At 61.3% G+C, this 16,825-nt stretch carries 13 protein-coding genes and 1 pseudogene; 5 read left to right on the top strand and 9 right to left on the bottom strand.

Annotation, left to right across the window (positions count from 1 at the left end; translation table 11 throughout):
- Nucleotides 1-3 precede the first annotated feature (3 nt).
- The 6 genes from ACIQJ2_RS26030 to ACIQJ2_RS26055 form a co-directional block, all read right to left on the bottom strand.
- Nucleotides 4-1,116, bottom strand: coding sequence for a mannonate dehydratase (locus ACIQJ2_RS26030; protein WP_400670359.1), 1,113 nt, complete (start codon nt 1,114-1,116; stop codon nt 4-6).
- 19 nt (nt 1,117-1,135) lie between these two features.
- Nucleotides 1,136-1,921, bottom strand: coding sequence for an SDR family NAD(P)-dependent oxidoreductase (locus ACIQJ2_RS26035; RefSeq protein WP_400670360.1), 786 nt, complete (start codon nt 1,919-1,921; stop codon nt 1,136-1,138).
- Between the two features lie 19 nt (nt 1,922-1,940).
- Nucleotides 1,941-2,933 carry an ABC transporter permease gene (locus ACIQJ2_RS26040; protein ID WP_400670361.1) on the bottom strand — a complete coding sequence of 331 codons (993 nt, stop codon included), beginning with the start codon at nt 2,931-2,933 and terminating at the stop codon, nt 1,941-1,943.
- Nucleotides 2,930-4,474 (bottom strand): sugar ABC transporter ATP-binding protein, encoded by a 1,545-nt coding sequence (locus ACIQJ2_RS26045; RefSeq protein ID WP_400670363.1) that lies wholly within the window; start codon nt 4,472-4,474, stop codon nt 2,930-2,932. The genes ACIQJ2_RS26040 and ACIQJ2_RS26045 overlap by 4 nt, the downstream gene beginning before the upstream one ends.
- Before the next feature lie 76 nt (nt 4,475-4,550).
- Nucleotides 4,551-5,516: a substrate-binding domain-containing protein gene (locus ACIQJ2_RS26050; RefSeq protein WP_400670366.1), complete on the bottom strand. Its 966-nt coding sequence runs from the start codon at nt 5,514-5,516 to the stop codon at nt 4,551-4,553.
- A gap of 121 nt (nt 5,517-5,637) precedes the next feature.
- Nucleotides 5,638-6,372: a FadR/GntR family transcriptional regulator gene (locus tag ACIQJ2_RS26055; protein WP_400670369.1), complete on the bottom strand. Its 735-nt coding sequence runs from the start codon at nt 6,370-6,372 to the stop codon at nt 5,638-5,640.
- A 540-nt stretch (nt 6,373-6,912) separates the two neighbouring features.
- On the opposite strand from ACIQJ2_RS26055, the gene ACIQJ2_RS26060 reads away from it, so the two are divergent.
- Complete coding sequence (locus tag ACIQJ2_RS26060) at nt 6,913-7,605, top strand: RraA family protein (RefSeq protein WP_400670372.1); 693 nt, start codon at nt 6,913-6,915, stop codon at nt 7,603-7,605.
- A gap of 316 nt (nt 7,606-7,921) precedes the next feature.
- Here the strand turns inward: ACIQJ2_RS26060 and ACIQJ2_RS26065 are convergent, their stop codons facing one another.
- Nucleotides 7,922-8,821: a LysR family transcriptional regulator gene (locus ACIQJ2_RS26065; RefSeq protein WP_400670374.1), complete on the bottom strand. Its 900-nt coding sequence runs from the start codon at nt 8,819-8,821 to the stop codon at nt 7,922-7,924.
- A gap of 99 nt (nt 8,822-8,920) precedes the next feature.
- Here ACIQJ2_RS26065 and ACIQJ2_RS26070 point away from each other — a divergent pair, with 99 nt between their 5' ends.
- The gene (locus ACIQJ2_RS26070; RefSeq protein WP_400670376.1) at nt 8,921-9,910 is read left to right on the top strand and encodes a zinc-dependent alcohol dehydrogenase family protein; all 990 of its coding nucleotides are present in this window, start codon (nt 8,921-8,923) and stop codon (nt 9,908-9,910) included.
- 357 nt (nt 9,911-10,267) lie between these two features.
- On the opposite strand, the gene ACIQJ2_RS26075 is transcribed toward ACIQJ2_RS26070, so the two are convergent.
- Together ACIQJ2_RS26075 and paaN are read right to left on the bottom strand one after the other, a co-directional pair.
- The gene (locus tag ACIQJ2_RS26075; protein WP_400670378.1) at nt 10,268-12,316 is read right to left on the bottom strand and encodes a 3-hydroxyacyl-CoA dehydrogenase NAD-binding domain-containing protein; all 2,049 of its coding nucleotides are present in this window, start codon (nt 12,314-12,316) and stop codon (nt 10,268-10,270) included.
- Between the two features lie 50 nt (nt 12,317-12,366).
- Nucleotides 12,367-14,028, bottom strand: a complete 1,662-nt coding sequence (gene paaN / locus ACIQJ2_RS26080; RefSeq protein WP_400670381.1) for a phenylacetic acid degradation protein PaaN — start codon at nt 14,026-14,028, stop codon at nt 12,367-12,369.
- A 100-nt stretch (nt 14,029-14,128) separates the two neighbouring features.
- On the opposite strand from paaN, the gene paaG reads away from it, so the two are divergent.
- The 3 genes and pseudogenes from paaG to paaK all read left to right on the top strand — a co-directional run bounded on the left by paaG (nt 14,129) and on the right by paaK (nt 16,811).
- The gene (paaG, locus tag ACIQJ2_RS26085; RefSeq protein ID WP_400670384.1) at nt 14,129-14,917 is read left to right on the top strand and encodes a 2-(1,2-epoxy-1,2-dihydrophenyl)acetyl-CoA isomerase PaaG; all 789 of its coding nucleotides are present in this window, start codon (nt 14,129-14,131) and stop codon (nt 14,915-14,917) included.
- On the top strand, nt 14,914-15,357 hold the full coding sequence (gene paaI, locus ACIQJ2_RS26090) for a hydroxyphenylacetyl-CoA thioesterase PaaI (protein WP_400670386.1): 444 nt from the start codon (nt 14,914-14,916) through the stop codon (nt 15,355-15,357). The genes paaG and paaI overlap by 4 nt, the downstream gene beginning before the upstream one ends.
- Nucleotides 15,358-15,502: 145 nt before the next feature.
- Nucleotides 15,503-16,811, top strand: a pseudogene (paaK, locus tag ACIQJ2_RS26095) (phenylacetate--CoA ligase PaaK).
- The last annotated feature ends 14 nt before the right edge of the window (nt 16,812-16,825 follow it).

The following is a 16,825-nucleotide window of genomic DNA, read 5'->3' on the forward strand; positions in this document are numbered from 1 at the left end:
CTCCTATTCCGCCGCGATACCGGCAGGGATCGATCGTGAGGGACCGAGTGCCTCTGCATTCTGCACAAGGGCACGCATGTAACCGAGCGCAAACGCCTTGCCGGCATGCCAGGAGGCACCGCAATTCATGGCTGGCGTATGGTCCGGGATCATTACGCCTTCGTAGTTTTCGTCACGTAGGATCCGGACGATCTCGGCCATATCGATGTCGCCTTCATCGACGAAGGTCTCGACATAGTGCGGCATCTTTCCGCGCACATTGCGGAAATGGATATAGCCGATACGGCCGGAGCGAGCAAAGCGCCGGACGTGTTCGTAGATGTCGCCACCCGGCATTTCCTGCAGCGAGCCAAGGCAAAGTTCAAGTCCGTTCGACGGTGAATCGACGATCGCCATCAGCCGATCGTATTTCTCCGGGCGGTTGACCAACCGCGCCGTGCCGCGCAGCTCCTCCGCCGGCGGATCATCAGGATGGGCGCCGAGAACGACGCCGGCCTCCTCGGCGACGGGGACGACCTCCCTCAGAAAATGGGCGAGGCGCTCCCAGAGTTCCGACGAACTGACGGAGACAGGCGCAGCGCCGGCAATGCCGGGGCGATAGCGCATGTTCCAGACCATGCCATCGGGGATCGGCGCATCCGGATGTGGTACCCCACTGTCCTCGACCCCGAAGCCGACGGACACCGCCCCACCTCTCGCGTAAGGACCACGGGTCCAACCATAGACGCCGGCAAGCGAGAAGTTGTAGCCGATGCAGGGGATGCCGGCACGGCCAGCATTCTTGATGAGCTGTTTGAGCCCTTCGATCTGCTCCGCACGTTTCGGTCCGTCCAGAAGCACATCGGACCAGAAGCGCGGCGAGAAGTTCTCGATCGCTGCCACGTCCAGGCCTGCTGCGCGCACATCCCTCACAAGAGCCGACAGCTCCTCGAAAGACCAGAGCTGATCGCCGGAACAATCGCCCCAACCGCCCTGGTCGCCGCTGGCGATCTTCGGATCCTTACCGCTGAAATAGTTGGTCAGATGCGCGACGATATGGCTGGCGCCCGCCTGCTGCGCAAACTGAAAGTTATCTCGGGTAAGTTGCTCCCGGTAGAGCCCAAGGCCAATCTTCATCCTGCTGTCTCCCTTTCGATTACTTGACGCCAATACCGGCCGTGAGCCCGCCGTCGATGCGGAAGTCCGATCCGGTGATGAAGGCTCCGCGCTCCGAGGCCAGATATGCGACCAGATCCGCCACCTCTTCCGGTTCGCCGATGCGCCCAATTGGATGGGCAGCCCCGAAGCGTGCGAAGACTTCGGCCTCGCTGACACCTTCGCCGCCATAGGTGCGGGCAGCGAGCGAGAGCAATGGCGTGCGCACCGAGCCGGGGCTGACCGAGTTCACCCGTATTTTCGCCGCTGCGTGATCGAGCGCCATGGCCCGGGTAAGCGCATGGATCGCGCCCTTGGAGGCAACGTAAGCCGCAACATTCTGCTGGCAGGCGTGGCCCTGCACCGAGGAAATGTTGACGATCGCGCCACCGCCGCGCTTCGTCATTTCGGGAATTCCGAAACGGCCTGTCAGATAGATCGAACCGACATTGACCGAGAGGCAACGCGCCCAGGTTTCTGCGCTGGTGTCGAGCACGGTGCCAAAGGGATGAACGGCGGCGGCGTTGACGATGACGTCGAGGCCGCCATGGAGCAGCACCGCCTCGCGGACGGCCGCGTCCACTTCCTCCTCCACGGATACGTCCGTCAGTCGCGCCGACATCGGCAGGCCGTGTTCCCTGGCGATAAGGTCGAAGGCGGCGTTGGCGGCAGCGTCGTTGCCGCAGGCAAGCACGGCTGCCCCGGAAGAAGCCAGGCGGATCGCCGAGGCGAGACCGATCCCGGATGTGCCGGTGACCAGCGCAATTTTTCCTTTGAATTCAGTCATAACTATCTCCGCGCCTGTCTCAGCGCACCCTTTCCAGAACCTGATTGAGAAGCACGGCGCCGAGAATGATCCCGCCGCGCACGACGTATTGCCAATATTCGCTGACATTCATCAGCGTCATGCCGTTGGAGATGCAGCCGAGGAACAATACCCCGATCAGCGTGCCCCAGATGCGGCCCTTGCCGCCGAAAAGCGATGTCCCGCCGATGATGACGGCCGCGATTACGTCGAGTTCCATGCCGGTGGCGGTCGTCCCGGTCCCTGCACCGATCTGCGATGCGATGAGCGTGCCGGAGACCGCGGTGAGCCCACCCGTCAGGCCGAGCGTCAGCGCCTTCACCTTCCAGATGTCGATGCCGGAGAGGCGGGCCGCCTCCATATTGCCGCCGACGGCATAGATTTCGCGGCCGAAGCTCGTGTACTTCATGAGGAAGTGCATGCCGGCGAAGGTCAGTCCGAAGATATAGACCGGGAACGGAATTCCGAAGAGATAGCCGCCCCCCAGAAAATCGAAGCCCAGCGGGAAGGACGATAGCGGAAAGCCGCCTGTGATGAGGTTGGCGACGCCGCGCAAGGCCGCAAAGAGCGCAAGGGTCGTGATGAAGGTCGGCACGTTGAACCATTGCCGAAAGCGACCTGTCAGATAGCCGAGCGCAAAGCCGAGCAACAGAGCCACGGCAAAGCCTGCCGTCACCGCGCCCCAATCGCCGAGCACGTCGCTGAAGCGGTCGGCAAACCAAGCGACGATGCAGCCTGCGAGCGCCGCCCCTGCGCCGACCGAAAGGTCGATCTCGCCGCTGATGATGACGGCCGTCATGCCGAAGGCGATGATGCCGAGCATCGAGACCGTGCGCAGCACGTTCAGGACATTGCTGATCGAGGCAAAACCGGGCGCGACTAGGATCAGAAAGATCACCAGCGCTGCGAGAATGATCTCCATCGGGTAGGTTTTGAGGATACGAAGCGGCATATTCTGTCGGTCAACCTCCGCGGTTTGGTTCACAAGCGTCATTGGCGGGCCCCTTCCATGCACAAGCCGTAGAGTTCGGTGAGATCGGTTTTCGTGGGATCGACCTCGGCGACGATCGCGCCGTGGTGCATCACCAGAATGCGGTCGGCCACCTCGAGCACCTCCTCGAGTTCAGTCGATACGAAGATGCTGGCGAGACCGTCGGCGGCCTTCTGCCAGATGATGTCGAAGATCTGCCGCTTGGCTTGAACGTCGACGCCGCGGCTCGGTTCGTCGAAGAACATCACAGAAGGATGTCGGTTCAGCCATTTGCCGATCACCACCTTCTGCTGATTGCCGCCGGAAAGCGACGAAACCGGCAGTTCCGGATCGCCGCATTTGATATGCAAGTCGCTGATCTGGCGGCGGACATGGGGCTGCTCGCGCCGGCGCGAGATGAAACCCCTTCTCGAAATGGGACCAAGGCTCGCCATGCAGAGATTGTCCGCCGTCGAGAGTGATTGCACGAGACCCACTTCCTTGCGATTTTCCGGCGTGTAGCCGAGGCCTGCCTTGCGCATTTCGCGCGGGCTAGCACCAGTCATGACGCGGCCATCGAGCGTCACGGAACCGCCGTCGACCCGATCGGCGCCGAAGATCGCGCGCATGAGTTCCGTGCGTCCGGCGCCGAGCAGCCCAGCGATTCCGAGGATTTCGCCGGGATAGAGGTCGAAGGATACATCGCGAAAATGCCCAGCGCGGCTAAGTCCACGCACCTCAAGCATCGGCTTGGTGCGATCGAGTGTCCGCCGAGGGGGACGTGTCGCGCGAGCCATATCGCCGAACATCATGCCGACGATCGCCGATGGCGTCGTCGCCTTCATCTCCACCGAGCCGATATAATGGCCGTCGCGGATCACCGTACAGGTATCTGCGATCTCGAAGAGTTCGCTCATCCGGTGAGTAATGTAGATCATCGTCACGCCGCGGGCGCGAAGTCGCTGGATCAGCGCAAACAGCTGCTTGACCTCACGCGTCGCGAGCGCCGATGTCGGCTCGTCCAAGAGGAGGATAGACGGGTTGAAGGACATCGCCTTGACGATCTCCACCACCTGTTGTTGACCGACGCTCAAGCCCGAGACCGGCTGGCGGGAATCGATAGCAAGCCCCATGTCGGCAAGCAGTTCGCCGGCGCGTCGATGCAGCCCCGCCCAGTCGACGGTGTTGAAGCCTGCGCGCCGTATATGGGGCAAGCGGCCGAGAAAGATGTTCTCGCCGACCGAGAGTTCCGGAACCAGCGAGAGCTCCTGATGCACGGTAACGATGCCCGCCGCTGACGCATCGTGCGGCGAGGTGAAATGACGATCCTCGCCGTTGACGCTGATCGTGCCGGATGTGGGTTCCGTCACGCCGGCAAGGAGCTTGACGAGCGTCGACTTGCCAGAGCCATTTTTGCCCATGAGGGCATGCACCCGGCCGGGCGCGAAACTGTGGGTGAATTCGGAAAGTGCAATTGTCGGGCCGTAGCGTTTGGTCACGGCCCGAAAATCCAGCCGTCCCTGCACTCCTTCCGAGACGATTGAACTGGTTTGCGAATAGGTCATGCAAATTTCCTGCTGTGCAAGACGAAGGTGCGGCGGGAGCAATGCCCCCGCCACTTGGCTCGCTTCAGGGCCTCGATCACTTCAGTGCCTTGAGGCTTTCCTTGTATGCCGCGACGGCCTTTGCGTCGGTGCGCGTCAGAGGCAGAACCGGCACATTGACCTTGGTCTCGATCTTCTTGCCGTCGAGCAGATTCTGCGCGGCTTCAATCGCTTGCCGCCCAACTTCGAGCGGCTGCTGCGCCGTCGTCGCCTGCAGGACATTGTCCGAATTCAACAGCATGTTGGCGAGTTGCTCGGAGCCATCCGTACCGAAGACAAAGACCTTACCCTCAAGCCCCGCCTTCTTGACCGCCTGCACCGCGCCGATCGTGCCGCCTTCGTTCGCCGCATAGATCACCTTGAGATCGGGATTGGCCGTCAGCATGTCACTTGCGACCGCGAGTGCCTTTTCCGCAAGCCACGCGTCCTGTTGGGAAACAACATCAACCTGATCGGAGACGGCGCTGAGGAACCCCTCGACGCGAGCGTTCGACTGTTCGGGAAGCTGCGACTTGAAGGCGAGCGTGCCGATCTTGACCTTGCCGCCACCGCCGAGCGTTTTCAGGAATTTGGCAGCCTCCTTGCCTGTGCCGATGCCGATATCGCGATCCGAGCTCGTCACCGTCGCCTGTGCGACGTCGCCGTTGACCGAAGTCCCGTAGGTCACGACCGTGATGCCGGCGGCGCGCGCCTTCTTGAGTGCCGGCATCGAGGCGTCGGCAGAGAGAGGCGCGACCACGATCGAGCTTACGCCACGAGCGATATAGGTGTCGATGAGTTGCGTTTCCTTCTCCAGCTTGCTGTCGCTGTTGCCGGCCAGAAGCTCATCGCCGGCAGCTTTTGCCGCCTTCTCCATGCCGATCTGGACGCCGCGGAAATACTGGTCCTGCTGAAACACGATGCCAGCAATCGCCCTTCCCCCAGCGAAGGCCGCATTCGGTGCGAAACTGACCGTGGCCAGTAGCGCGGCAAGTGTCAGTATGGCGTGTTTGGTCTTTCTCATTTTGGCTCTCCTCCCAAGTGCCTTGTTGATGTCACCGGATCAACGAATGAAGTATCCGGCAAACAGCTGCCCGCTTCGCCCGAGGGCGAACCAGGTCAAACCTTCACAATGCGTGTTGCAATTACGGATCAACGGGATCGGTTTTGACGAACCGCAAACCGAATTCCAGGTGTCTGCTCATCAGATAAACATAGGCGATACGATCACGGGCGCGGAGCGCCCGTATGACTTCCGCATGCGCTTCGACCGTTGCGGCAGGCACCGGCTGGTCTGCCTTACCAAGACGCATGACCTCCTCGATGACCGAGCGTAGCATGTGATAAGCCGCAAGCGTGGTGCGGTTGCCGGAAAGCTCGACGATTGCCGCATGAAACTGGTAATCGTAGCGCGCCGCCTCCTCGACACTTGCCGCCCCCAGAATCTGCCTGTTGATCGCGTCCAGCCGATCGAAATCGGCGTCACTCGCCGTCAGGATGATTTGCTCGCCAACACCTGTCTCGATGATCCGCCGAAAGCCCTGCAGATCACGGAAGGAGTCAGGCGAAATGCCATTGTGGAAAGCGAAGAGCCGGCGGATCGCCTCTCCATGCCCCCCACTGATGACCGCACCAACCTTCGGCCTGGTCTCGATCATGCCATAGGCACGCAATACCTGCAGCGCCTCGCGTACCGTGTTGCGGCCAGCCTGGAAATGCTCGCCGAGATCCCGCTCGGTCGGCAGTGCATCGCCAATGCCAAGACCGCGCTCCGAGATCATGTCGCGGATCTGCTCGACGAGCCGATCAACGGCCGAAGTCTTGCCAGGCTCCGCTGTTTCTCCGCCCGACACCATGTCTGGCAGCGTGGAACTATTCATGGGCGCATCCTTTTTCGATAATCCTATTTGTTGGTCCAAGATCGATAAATGTCAAGCGGCATATCTGAATGATTCCGATTTCAGACCATTAAATTCGAAAGTCGCGGCGATATTGGCTTGAATTCTTTCAAATTGTAGATCTTAATCAGGTCGTGGTCCAACAAATAATGGAGGCTTTGGGGCGACAAAAGCTGAAATGAACCTAAGGGAGGAGTACTTTCACTGGCGCGGCGCGGACAAGCAGACCCTTGCCTGCAGGGCGCCGATTGAAGCCACCGACGTGTATTGGAATGTCGCCGAGAACATTCCCGGACGCATCGCGACCAGGTTCTCGATCGATGACGGCGAATGCGGCATTGGGCGGAACAGTGACATCGTGTAGGCACCATCGCGGTCGGGCGATGTGGCCGTCGGCCACATACGTGCCGGAGATCGGCAACCCGCCTGGTCGCTGTGGGGCAGTTAAAGGGCTCTGCGGAAAACAAAGGCGCTAGACAGGGTATCTCGACGGCCCTGGCGCACAGGATTTGAGGAGAAGACATGACACATTTCAAAGACGATAACGAGCTGTTCGCGGCCATGCGCAGCCGCCTATTCACGGCCGTGGTTGGCGACATTCTTGATACGATGGGTCTGCAGCATCAGTTCCTGCCCCCACAGATCAAGGCGCTGCGTGACGACATGGTCGCTGTGGGGCGAGCGATGCCGGTCCTCGAAGCGGATTTCTTCGCCGTTGCGGAGCCCGGCGGACATTCCGAGCTTAGCAGCAAGCCTTTCGGCCTGATGTTCCAGGCTCTCGACAGCCTGAAGCCAAACGAGATCTATGTCTGCTCGGGTGCCTCGCCACGCTACGCCCTCTGGGGCGAATTGATGTCGACGCGCGCGCTTAAACTGAAGGCGGCGGGCGCGATTTGTGACGGCTATTGCCGTGACAGCAGAGGCATTCTCGCGCTTGGCTTTCCGACCTTCTGCTACGGCTCCTACGCACAGGATCAAGGGCCGCGGGGCAAGGTCGTAGATTACGGAATCCCGATCGAGGTTGGCGGCATACGCGTCAGGCCTGGCGACATTCTCTTTGGCGACAGAGACGGCGTCCTCGTTATCCCGCGCGAAGCCGAACGGGAGGTGATCGCGCTTGCGCTGGAAAAGGCTGAAACCGAGAACAAAGTCCGTCTTGCGATCGAGGCCGGCATGAGCACCGTGGAAGCCTTCGAGCGCTTCGGAGTGATGTGACCTGAGCATCCCGCAACGCTAAAGTCCGAATACACTGTGGACGCACGACAAAGGCGTGTGCCGGCGCTACGGATCACGCCGTAGCGCTGGCGCAACCTTGAGCGCGCACGCGCGACCTTAAGGTCGCGACAATAGAACGAGCGACAAGACGGAAGACGTCAGGAATGACCGTTTGCCGAGACGATGAGATCGGCAGCTTTGCAGCAGATGTTCGTTCGGCTGCGCACACCTCTTGTGCATCAAGATGAGCGGCCCGACGACTCTCCAACTGAAACAGCAGGTCTTCGTGCTGTCCCGTCTGAGAGCCACCGTTTTTTCAGGTCATCTGCGAAGGAAGGGCCTGCGCCAGTTCGTCAACGGCCACCCGGACCTTGAGCGGCAGCAACGGCGTCTGCGGCCAGAGTGCATAAGCATCATATAGAAAACGGGGCTGGTCCGGCAGCACGACAGCCAGTTCACCCGAGGCCAGGCGGTCACGAACCAGCCAGGCAGGCAACCATGACAGGCCGAGACCCGCAGCCGCCGCATCGGCCATCGCGCCGAGGTCGTCTAGGCGCAAGCGCCCGCCTGGGAAAATCTCAAGCGGCGCCATGCCGGGCCGCGGGAACTGCCACGGCCGGACCCAGCCGGCGCGGCCGTAGAGGATGGTCTGATGCTGCATGATATCGTCGATATCGGCGGGCATTCCGCAACGGTCAAGGTAAGCCGGTGAGGCGCAGAGGATCATCGATTGGCGCGCGACGCGCCTGGCGACGATGCCGGCGCGGTCCTCCAGCGTTCCCGTGCGGATCGCCAGATCATAGCCCTGCTGGACCAGATCGGAGATGGGGTCACCGAAGGACAGCTCCAGCTCGAGGCGTGGATACCGCTGGGCCAAGGCATAAAGGACGGGCGCAACGCAATGCCGTCCGAAATGAGCCGGCATGGTCACGCGCAGACGCCCCGTCGGCTCGCCGAGATGGTTACCGGCGAGCGCCTCGGCGGCTGCCGTCTCGGTCAGGATAGTACGACAGCGGTCGTAATAAGCGCGGCCGAAATCGGTCACGCTCTGCTGTCGCGTCGTCCGGTTGAGGAGCCTCATGCCCAATCGCTCCTCAAGGAAACGAATGTGCTTGCCGACCATCGGCGCCGAGATATCGAGCGCCTCGGCCGCGGCGGCGAATGACCCGAGATCGACTGCCCGAACGAAGGCTTCCATGCTGGTAAGACGATCCATTTCGAAACCAATGGTTATTAATGAGCAAAGCGACTCCCACTTTATCGTCGGAAATCGCCATGTAACAAGGTGCCATTCGAAATTAATCGGAGTGAAGTCATGGCTAAGATTGTTCGCTTCTCGGAGCTCGGTGGACCTGAGGTCCTACGTCTTGAAGACCTTGAAATCCCATCTCCCGGCCCGGGCGAGGTGCGCATCAACGTGAAGGCACTCGGTCTCAACCGGGCCGAAGCCTTGCTGCGACGCGGCGACTATATCGAGGCAGTTACAGGGCCTTCGGGGTTGGGGCTGGAGGCAGCCGGCATCGTGGAGAGCGTTGGTGAGAATGTCGAAGGGCTGCGTCCGGGCGACGCCGTCAGTGTCATTCCCCCGCGCTCGATGGTGCGCTGGCCGATGCATGGCGAGGTGATCCGCGCACCCGCGGAACTTGTCGTGAAGCATCCGGCTGCGCTTGGATTTGAACCGGCCGCGGCGCTCTGGATGGCTTATCTGACGGCCTATGGCGCGCTCATCGAGATTGCGGGATTGAAGGCCGGCGACACCGTAGCGATCACCGCAGCGTCAAGCAGCGTTGGCCTTGCAGCCATTCAGATTGCCAATCTTGTCGGCGCCCGGCCCATTGCCATCACACGCACGGCAGCGAAGCGTGAGGCGCTGATTGCTCAAGGCGCGGCGGACGTCGTCCTGTCGGATGGTGACGATTTCGCCGGCAGGTTGGCATCGGCCGGCGGCTCATCCGGCATCCGCGTGGTTCTGGATGCGGTCGGTGGGCCGATCTTTGAACCGCTGACGGCGGCGATGGCGACCGGCGGCATATTGATCGAGTATGGCGGCCTATCGCCCTTGCCGACGCCATTTCCGTTAATGGCCGTGCTCAGCAAAAGCTTGACGCTGCGAGGCTATCTCGTTCATGAGATCACACGTGATCCCGTCAGGCTCGCCGCGGCAAAAAGCTTCATTCTTGCAGGGGTCGCCAAGGGCGCATTGAAACCGGTCATCGCGCGAAGCTTCCCGCTGGATCAGATTGTCGAGGCTCACCGCTATCTGGAATCGAACGAACAGTTCGGCAAGGTTGTTGTAACCCTTTAATTCTCGCTTTCTTCAATAGCATGCCGAGCGGTCCCGTAAGATTGCTCGGTTCCTATCGCGAATTCGATGAGATTGACGTCGGGACTATCGGACGGATGGAGCCCCTACCCACGTCCCAACGTCTAAAGCCTTAGGCTCGCCCTTGCGTCGAAACCAGCGCCCAATCGAACTGCGCCGTCCCCTTTAGGTTGAACAACGCGCCGTCCGACCAATCGATACAGCTCGGATCAGTACCGCTCCGGCATAGAAGATGAATAGAGTTCGCCTCGGGAGATTTCGTAACGGACCTTCACGTTGCCGAACATCTGTTACCGATTGTGGGAGCCACTGCCGAAACGGCCATAGCCGAGCACGGCTTCAAGACGGGTGTTCTTGATCGGCTGCCTGTCGCAAACCGTCACATGCTGGATCTGAGAGGCCTTTGCTTGAGAGACGATCCAGCACGCTGACAATTTCGCGAAGTCCGCGCGCCTGCGCATAATGCATCAGGCCGCCGCGCCAGCGCGGAAAGCCATAGCCGTGGATCTCGACGAGATCGATGTCGGCAGCGCGAAGGGCAATCCCCTCTTCCAGAATTCGGGTCGCCTCGTTTACCATCGGCAGGATGATGGCATCGGCAATCGCCGTCTTGTCCCATGTCTGTTGCGGCCGTCCGGCCGCCACCTCGGCAATAACAGCCGCAACCGCGTTCGAGAGCTGTGGCGTGCGGTCGCCTGGCTGATAATCATACCAACCGCCATTCGATTTCTGGCCGATGCGTCCGATGGAAACGAGCAGGTCGCCGACAGGCGCAAATGGCGTCTCGCCGCGTTCGCGCGCGGCCTTACGTTGAAAGGCTGCGATATCGAGGCCGCCCAGATCCTGCGCCTCGAATGGCCCCATCGGCATGCCGAAGGCACGCATGGCGACATCGACGGCAGCGGGTGTCGCGCCGGATAGCAACAGACGCTCCGCCTGTGCGCGCGTGACTTTGAGGATGCGGTTGCCGACGAAGCCATCGCAAATGCCGGCACGGACAGGGATTTTGCCAAGTAAGCGGGCAAGCGCAAAGCCAGTCGCCGAGGCGTCCGGCGCCGTGGTCTCGGTCGGCACAATTTCCAGAAGCTTCATGACATGGGCAGGGCTGAAGAAATGCAGGCCAAGAAAACGTTCCGGCTGCGCGAGGCCCTCCCCGATCTCGTCCGGATCGAGATAGGATGTGTTGGTGGTCAATACAGCATCGGCTCGGCAGGCCTTCGACAATTGGGCAAAGACCGCGCGCTTGACGGCGAGATCTTCGAACACCGCCTCGATGACAAGATCCGTATCTGCGAGCGCACCATAGTCATCCGTCCCGATAACACCTCTCATCCGTTCTGCCGCAACATCGGCCGAGATGCGGCCGCGTTTTACCGAGCCCTGGAAGATCTGGTTTACATTGGCAAGCCCCCGCTCGACGGCGGCTGCGTCACGCTCGACGAGAACAACCGGCAGGCCGGCGTCCCTAAGTGCCGCGACGATGCCGGCTCCCATGGTGCCGCCGCCGATGACGGCGGCCGAACGGATATGGCGCGGCACCACACCAGCAAGCTCGGGCGGCCGCGGCGCTGCGCGCTCGGCGAAGAAGACGTGACGCAACGCAGCGGCTTGTGCTGAGCCGCGCAAGTCGAGAAACGTCTCGCGTTCAAAAGCTGACGCAGTGAAAAAATCCGCTTCACTTGCCATCCGGATACAGGCAAGCGCACGAAGCGGGGCGACCTCTCCCCTCGCCTTGGCGGCGACAGCCTTCTCCGTGCGTGACCAGAAATCGTCCTCGACCATCGGAACGCTGCGCTCAGAGATCGGCTGCGGCTGCGGCCTTTGCGAGGCTTCCCGCGCGAAGCCGACGGTTGCCGACAGGAGGTCGCCCTCGACCACCGCATCGACGAGACCCAGCTCTCTTGCCTTTCCAGCCCCGATCGTATTGCCGCCGGTCACGAGCTCAACCGCAGCCGGAACCCCAATCAGCCGTGGCAGACGAACCGTGCCGCCGGCGCCGGGAACGATACCGAGTTTCACCTCCGGCAAGCCGAGATTTGCCGACGCGGCGGCAACACGATAGGCGCAACCGAGCGCGACCTCGAGCCCGCCGCCAAGCGCACTGCCATGAATTGCCGCTATCCACGGCTTCTTCGCGCGCTCGATGCCGGTAACGACCTCTGGAAGATGAGGCGGGACTGGCGGTTTGCCGAATTCGTTGACATCCGCTCCGGCAATGAAGGTGCGGCCAGCGCAGGCGAGGACGACGGCGCTGACGGCTTCGTCCGCCTCGGTGGTGAAAACCGCCTCCATCAGCGCCTGTCGCAATGCCTGCGAAAGTGCGTTGACGGGCGGATTGTCGATGGTGACAACGGCGATTGCGCCTTCATACGTAATTGTGACGGTCATGGTCTCTCGAGTCTCGATGGGCGATAGAGTTTGCGATCCGGCAACGGAGATTAAGCCGCGACGGGTCGCCGCCACATCACGACGCGAAAGCGGTTGGCGACAAAGGCCGCGTCCGTCAGGCTGGCATTGCCCGCCGGGTTCGCGCCGGTCACGTGGAAATCGCTGAAGGCGGCACTTTGGTTTACATATATGCCGCCGGTCAGATTGACCGAGAGATTGACACCCGCCTTCGCGAAGCGATCGGCTGCTGCCAATACGCTGGTCTCATCGGTTTCGTAGAGCGCGGCTGTTATCGCGCCCTTGCTTTCTGAGAGTTCGGCTGCACGGTTGACGCCCGCAGCCACGTCGTCCACGGCGACCACGAAGGCAATCGGGCCGAAACGTTCCTCGGCATAAGCTGCCTCCGCGGTCGCGTCGACCGAAAGGATCAGCGGCGTTGCCGTGCGTGCCTCGCCCATTCCCTCGACTGGTGCTGAATCACGCACGATGCGGCCAAGCGACCGAGCCTCGCTCACCCTTGCAACGGACGCCGGATTGGCGATCGCGCCGCAGACGCCGGCAGCGCGAGCCGGGTCGGACAACAGGCTATCGATGGCGCCGGCGATGCCGGCGGTCACAGCATCGAAGCTCTTGTGGCCCTCATTCGTCGCGATGCCGGAACGTGGCACGAAGATATTTTGCGGGGCCGTGCACATCTGGCCGCTATAGAGGGACAGCGAGAAGGCGATATTGTCGCACAGACCGGCAAAATTGTCGGTCGCGCCGATGACGATCGAATTGACGCCGGCCTCCTCCGTGTAGACATCGGCTTTGCCGGCATTGGCCCGCACCCATGCGCCGAAGCTGTTGGAACCCGTGTAGTCGATGATGGCGGTCGCAGGATGCTGGACGAGGTCTTTCGTGATTTCGGAACCCACCGCGTCGGCTGCCAGCAGCACCACGTTGGCGTCGAAGCCCTCTTCGGCAAGCACCTGCCTGATGATTTCAACCGTGATGGCAAGCGGCAATATCGCCGCTGGATGCGGCTTGACGATGACGGTGTTGCCGGTCGCGAGACTGGCGAACAGGCCCGGATAGCTGTTCCAGGTCGGAAAGGTATTGCAGCCGATCACGAGGGAAATCCCGCGCGGCACGATACGCCAATGCTTCTCCAGAACGATCGGATCGTTCTTGCCTTGCGGTTTTGTCCAGATCGCTTGCGCCGGGGTGCGGGTCATCTCGGCATAAGCATAGGCGACGGCTTCCAGACCCCGATCCTGCGCGTGCGGGCCGCCGGCTTGAAACGCCATGGCAAAGCCTTGCCCGGTCGTATGCATGACGGCATTTGCCATTTCGAAGCTGCGGGCGTTGAGGCGGGAAAGAGCCTCGATACATACGCCGATGCGCACATCAATGGATGCCGCTGCCCATTGCGATGCGGCGGCCTGCGATGCCGTGACAAGCGCATCGCTGGATGCAGCGGGGTAGCTGATGTCGAGCGCTGGCCCATAGGGTGAAACTTCCGCACCCACCCTGCCCTCCACCGGATGTCCGGCAATCTCAAAGGTCTTGCCGAGTCTGGCTTCATAGTCGGCAAGACCGTCGATCCTGGCGGTTTCGCCGTAGATTTTGCTGCTTGGAATTTCCGAGTAGGCGGACCAGTAATCGCGTCTCACGGCCGCATCCAGCGCAGCCTGCAGCGTCGGATGATGGCGGTCGAAAAGTGCTGTCATTTTTGTGCCTCCCAATCGTTGTTTTTATAATTGACTGACCGGTCGGTTTATGCAAGAGTTTTTTCAAGGTCACCGCCGGGAAGGGTGACAGGGAGGATACATGTCCGATTCCGAAACTGTTCTGTCAGTCCTTGCCGATGGCGTTTTGAGCCTCACGCTCAACCGGCCCGACAAACTCAATTCCTTCAACGAGGAAATGCATCTTGCGCTGCGCGCCGGCTTCGAGCGCGCCCATAAGGATGCAGATATCCGTGCCGTTCTCCTGACGGGCGCCGGCCGCGGCTTTTCAGCCGGGCAGGATCTCGGCGACCGCGACCCGCGCAAGGGTGCGCCGGATCTCGGCCATACGATCGAGACATTCTACAATCCGCTTCTGCGGCTGATCCGCAGCCTGGAAAAACCCGTCGTCTGCGCCGTCAATGGCGTGGCCGCCGGCGCCGGCGCGAATATCGCATTTGCCTGCGACATCACGCTTGCCGCCCGCTCGGCCCGCTTCATCCAGGCCTTCGCGAAAATTGGCCTTGTGCCGGATTCCGGAGGCACCTGGAGCCTGCCCCGGCTCATCGGCGAGGCGCGCGCCAAGGCGTTGGCACTCACCGCAGAACCACTGGATGCGGAAACGGCGGCAAGCTGGGGCCTGATCTGGCGCGCTATAGATGACGACAAGCTGATGGATGAAGCAAAGGCGCTTACCGTCCGGCTTGCATCAGGTCCGACAATGGGCCTCGGTTTGACAAAGCGTGCGATACAGGCGGCGGCGACCAATTCGCTCGACGAACAACTCGATCTCGAACGCGATCTGCAGCGCGAGGCCGGCCGCAGCGCCGATTATGCCGAAGGCGTTACGGCCTTCCTCGAAAAGCGCAAACCGGAGTTTAGGGGACGATGAGCATCAGCGAAAATCTTTCACCGCAGCAGCTCGCGGAGGCCTGTGCGAAGTCGATGTGGGAAGAAGACAATGCTACCCGCCATCTCGGTGTGGAGCTGCTTTCCGTCACGCCGGGCGAAGCAACCCTTTTGATGGCCGTGACCGAAGCAATGACGAACGGCCATGGCACCTGCCATGGCGGCTACATCTTCACCCTGGCAGATTCAGCCTTCGCCTTTGCCTGCAATACGTACAATCAGCGCACCGTCGGCCAGCATTGCTCGGTGACCTATATCGCACCGGCATTCAAGGGGGACCGGCTGAAGGCGACGGCGCGGGAAATGTCGCGTCGTGGACGCGGCGGCATCTATGACATCGCGATTACCAATCAGGACGGCGAGCAGATCGCGGAATTTCGCGGCCACTCGCGCACGGTCAAGGGCGCGCTCCTGCCGGAATAGACTTCACGTCGGGAGCATCTAGAGCATTTCTGGGAAAAGTGCATGGCCATTTTCCTTCCGGAATGCACGGAGAAACAAGAGGATAGAGACCTTCCGCGTTTCGAAGGGAAACGGAAAATCTCTAGCATTTCTGGAGGAGAGATTCATGGAAAACCTTTCACCGCGGGCCGGCGAGCTTGAGGCAATAGAGACAGCCTCGCGCGACGAGATTTCCGCGTTGCAGCTGGAGCGCATGAAATGGTCGCTGACCCATGCCTACGAGAATTCCCCCTTCTATCGGCAACGCTTCGATGAAGCGGGCGTCCATCCCTCCGACCTGAAAACGCTTTCGGATCTCGCCAAGTTCCCCTTCACGACAAAGAAGGACCTGCGCGACACCTATCCCTTCGGCATGTTCGCCGTGCCGCGCGAGAAGCTTGCACGCATCCATGCCTCCTCCGGCACGACGGGAAAGCCGACGGTCGTTGGCTATACGGCGAAGGACATCGATACGTGGGCGACCGTCGTTGCCCGATCCATCCGCGCCGCCGGCGGCCGCGCCGGCGATCTCGTGCATGTCGCCTACGGTTATGGACTGTTCACCGGCGGCCTCGGCGCGCATTACGGCGCCGAGAAGCTTGGGTGCACGGTGGTGCCGATCTCGGGCGGCATGACGGAACGGCAGGTCACGCTGATGCAGGATTTCAAGCCGCGCATCATCATGGTCACGCCGTCCTACATGCTGTCGATCCTCGACGAATTCCGCCGCCAGGGCATCGACCCCAGAGAAAGCTCCCTCGCCGTCGGCATCTTCGGCGCCGAGCCCTGGACCAATGCCATGCGGGAGGAAATCGAGCAGGCTTTCGACATGCACGCCGTCGACATTTATGGCCTGTCGGAAGTGATGGGGCCAGGCGTTGCCAGCGAATGCGTCGAAAGCAAGGATGGCCTGCATATCTGGGAGGATCATTTCTATCCCGAGATCATCGATCCGGTAACCGGCGCCGTCCTGCCGGATGGCGAACTCGGCGAGCTGGTCTTCACAACGCTGACCAAGGAAGGACTTCCGATCATCCGCTATCGCACCCGCGACCTGACGCGGCTCCTGCCCGGCAGCGCGCGCGCTGCGCCGCATGGAAAAAGTGACGGGTCGCTCCGACGACATGATGATCCTGCGTGGCGTCAATGTTTTCCCGACGCAGATTGAAGAGCAGATCCTCAAATGCCGCGGGCTTGCTCCGCATTTCCAAATCGAGCTGACGCGTGCTGGCCGCATGGACAACATGACCGTCCATGTGGAATGCACGCTGGAGGCTGCGGACGAAGCCGCACGGGGCGTTTCGGCAAAGGAGCTTACCCACCACATTAAAAGTGTGGTCGGCGTTACGACGAAAATCACCGTGCATGCACCGGGCGGCGTCGCCCGTTCCGAGGGCAAGGCAAAACGGGTGGTCGATAACCGCCCGAAAGAGTGATCGGCTCCTCTGCC

The organism is Rhizobium sp. NPDC092011, assembly GCF_044756305.1.
Classification (GTDB): Bacteria; Pseudomonadota; Alphaproteobacteria; order Rhizobiales; family Rhizobiaceae; genus Rhizobium.